Source organism: Rhizobacter sp. P3_B12 (assembly GCF_056402895.1).
This window is the reverse complement of sequence record NZ_JBFUGN010000668.1, coordinates 1-3,442: the sequence shown is the minus strand read 5'-3', so window position 1 is coordinate 3,442 and position 3,442 is coordinate 1. Positions and strand designations below refer to the sequence as shown.

At 69.6% G+C, this 3,442-nt stretch carries 2 protein-coding genes; both read left to right on the top strand.

The window, feature by feature from the left end:
• Positions 1–98 precede the first annotated feature (98 nt).
• Positions 99–827, top strand: a complete 729-nt coding sequence (locus tag AC1D01_RS25830) for an acetyltransferase domain-containing protein (protein WP_477871441.1) — start codon at positions 99–101, stop codon at positions 825–827.
• Positions 828–982: 155 nt separating this feature from the next.
• On the top strand, positions 983–3,442 hold a 2,460-nt coding region (locus AC1D01_RS25825), incomplete at its 3' end, for an ATP-binding protein (protein ID WP_477871439.1).

Here is a 3,442-nt window from a genome sequence, read left to right as displayed (position 1 = left end):
AGCGGTGGCGATGTTAATGTTTCATTAATGTCCTAACAATAGAACATGAACCTAGGACTTACCCGTGGTCACGCCGGTCACGCACAATCGCGAGCCTCATGAACGCGCCTTCCCACTCGCCCGCCCGGTTCGACCGCCTCGACGCGCTGCGTGCGGTCGCCATCCTGTGGATGGCCGCGTTCCATTTCTGCTTCGACCTGAACTACTACCACTTCATCCGCCAGAGCTTCACGTCGGACCCGATCTGGCTCACCCAGCGCACCTGCATCGTCACGCTGTTCCTGTTCTGCGCCGGCTTCGGGCAGGCGGTGGCCTGGGAGCAGGGCCAGGGCTGGCCGCGCTTCTGGCGCCGCTGGGCGCAGGTGGCGGGCTGCGCGCTGCTGGTGAGCGCGGGCTCGTACCTGATGTTCCCGCGCAGCTTCATCTACTTCGGCGTGCTGCACGGCATCGCGGTGATGCTGGTCATCACGCGCGTCACCGCGAATGCGGGGCGCTGGCTGTGGCTGATGGGCGCCATCGCGATCGCGCTGCCGCGGCTGGTGCAGCACCCGTGGTTCGACACCCGGCTGACGAACTGGATCGGCCTGATCACGCACAAGCCGGTGACCGAGGACTACGTGCCGCTGCTGCCGTGGATCGGCGTGATGTGGTGGGGCCTGGCCGCCGGGCAATGGGTGCTCGCGAACCGCCGCGACTGGGTCACCGGCGCGCTGCCGAAGGCGCTGCATCCGTTCGCGGTGCTCGGGCGCTGGTCGCTGAGCTTCTACATGGTCCACCAGCCGGTGCTGATCGGCCTGCTGCTGCTCGCGACGATGCTGCGCCGCTAGGCCCGTCAACGCGATGGGAAGCCGCAACCTGTGATACACAGCAGGTTCGCTCTCCGCCGCGTCCGTCGGCGGTTTGGTCACGATGGTCCAACAGACGCCGTCCGTTGACCTCTGCAGTCCTGGAGGCAGTCGAGAAGGCGCGCATCGGAGAACGGATGACGCGTTTGTCGGTTCAGCAGCTCGCGACCGCGGGCTTTGTCGTCGCTGTGGCGGCCATCCTCACGCTGGCAGGCATCGGGTGGAACTTCGCACGCCAGACGCTCGAGGCGTCGGCCTTCGTGGGCCACACGCACCAGGTGATCAGCGTGACATCCGACATCCAGTCGGACATCTACCGCGCCGAGGCGGCCCAGCGGGCCTTCCTCGCGACCCGCAACCCGGTCTACATCGAGGAGCGCGACGCCACGCTCGCCGTCATCGACACCGGCCTGCGCCAGTTCGCGTGGCTCACCGCCGACAACCCGCGGCAGCAGGTGCGCATGTCGGAGCTGCGCGGCGAGGTCGCGGCGCGCGTGCAGACCTTCCACGAGAACGAGGTGCAGGTGCCGAACGAGTCGCCGCAGGCACTCGACGAACGCCTCAGCCGGGGCGTGCGGCGGCTGGAGCGCATCCGCGCGCTGCTGGACCAGATCAACACCGAGGAGCGGCGCCTGCTGTCCGAGCGCGAGGGCGTCGAGGACCAGCGCTCGCAGTCGACCGTCACCACCTTCGTCGCGTTCCTGGCCACGCTCGTGCTGTTGCTGGGCGTGATCGCGTGGCGGCTGCGGCGCGACTGGGCGGCGCGCCAGCAAGCCGAGCAGGCCGTGGCCGAGGAGCGGCGCTACGACGCGCTGCATGCCCGCGCGCTGACGCTCTACAACGCGCAATCCACGCGCGAGCTGGTGCTGGCCGAGACGCTGGCGCTGATCGGCGAGAACCCGCTGTTCCCGGTGGCGGTGTTCTACGAACACGAGGAATGGGGCGGCGTGCTGCGCGCGGTGGCGCGGCACCAGGCGCCGGCCGACCTGAAGGGCGTGCTGCGCATCGACGACGGCCCGGTCGGCGCGGTGGCGCGCAGCGGCCAGCCGGCCTACTTCGACCGCTTCGATGCGGAAAGCGGCCTGCGCATCGAGACCGGCCTGGCCACGCTGCACCCCGCCGCGCTGCTGATCTGCCCGGTCAGCTACCAGGGGCGGCTGATCGGCGTGCTGGCGCTGGCCGCCTCGGCACCGCTGTCGGCGCGCGACCGCGGCTTCATCGAGCGCCTGTGCGCGCAGTTCGCGGTGGCGCTGCACAACCTCGGCCAGCTGCAGGAGCTGAACCTGCTGGCCGAGCAGCTGCGCGTGCGCGGCGAGGACATCCAGCTCAAGAACGCCGAGCTGGAAAAGGCCAACCGCATGAAGAGCGAGTTCCTCGCCAACATGTCGCACGAGCTGCGCACGCCGCTGAACGCGGTGATCGGCTTCTCGGGCCTGATGAAGGACGGCCTGGCCGGCGACATGAACGCCGAGCAGCTGGAGTACACGAACGACATCCACGTCAGCGGCAGGCACCTGCTGAGCCTGATCAACGACATCCTCGACCTGTCGAAGGTCGAGTCGGGCCACATGCCGCTCGAGCTGGGCGCGGCCGAGCCGTCGCACATCATGACGAGCGCGGTCTCGCTGATGCGCGAGAAGGCGGCCACGCAGCGGCTGCGTCTGAACGCGGTGTGCGCGCCCGACATGGGCAGCCTGCAGCTGGACCTGCGCAAGTCGAAGCAGATCGTCTTCAACCTGCTGTCCAACGCGATCAAGTTCACGCCCGAGGGCGGCGTGGTCACGCTGTCGATGAAGCGGGTGGCGCGCGCCGATGTCGACGGCGTGCTCGAGGCGCAGGACACGCGGATGTTCCGGCCGACCGAGCGCACGCTGCCGTCGTTCCTGGAGATCCGCGTCGAGGACTCCGGCATCGGCATCGCGCCCGACGGCATCCTGCGGCTGTTCCAGCCCTTCGTGCAGATCGATTCGTCGCTGTCGCGCGAGTACGAGGGCACCGGCCTCGGGCTGATGATGGTCAAGCGGCTGGTCGAACTGCATGGCGGCGGGCTGATGCTGCGCAGCACGCCGAACGCCGGCACGACCTTCGCGGTCTGGCTGCCGTGGCGGCCGGCCGGCGAGGAAGCRCAGCAGGCGCCGCGCGACGAGCTGCCGGCCGGGCTGCCCTCAGCCAATGGCACGCCGCGCGAAGCCGGGCCCGACGCACCGCTGATCCTCGTCGTCGAGGACGACCCGCGCACCGCGACGCTGGTGCGCGCGCAACTGGAATCCAACGGCTACCGCGTCGAGGTCGCGCGCAGTGCCGAGGACGGCCTGGCACGGGCCGCGCAGCTGCTGCCGGCCGCGCTGTTGCTCGACATCATCCTGCCCGGCCGCGACGGCTGGGACCTGCTGTCGCAGCTGAAGGAGCAGGTGCAGACGCAGCACATCCCGGTCGTCATCGTGTCGATCACCGCCGAGGCGCGGCGCGGCTTCGCGCTCGGCGCATCGCAAGTGCTGACCAAACCGGTCTCGAAGGACGACCTGCTGGCCGCGCTGGCGGCGGTCGGCCTGGACGGGCAGCTGCCTGCCGCGCGCGTGCTGGTGGTGGACGACGAC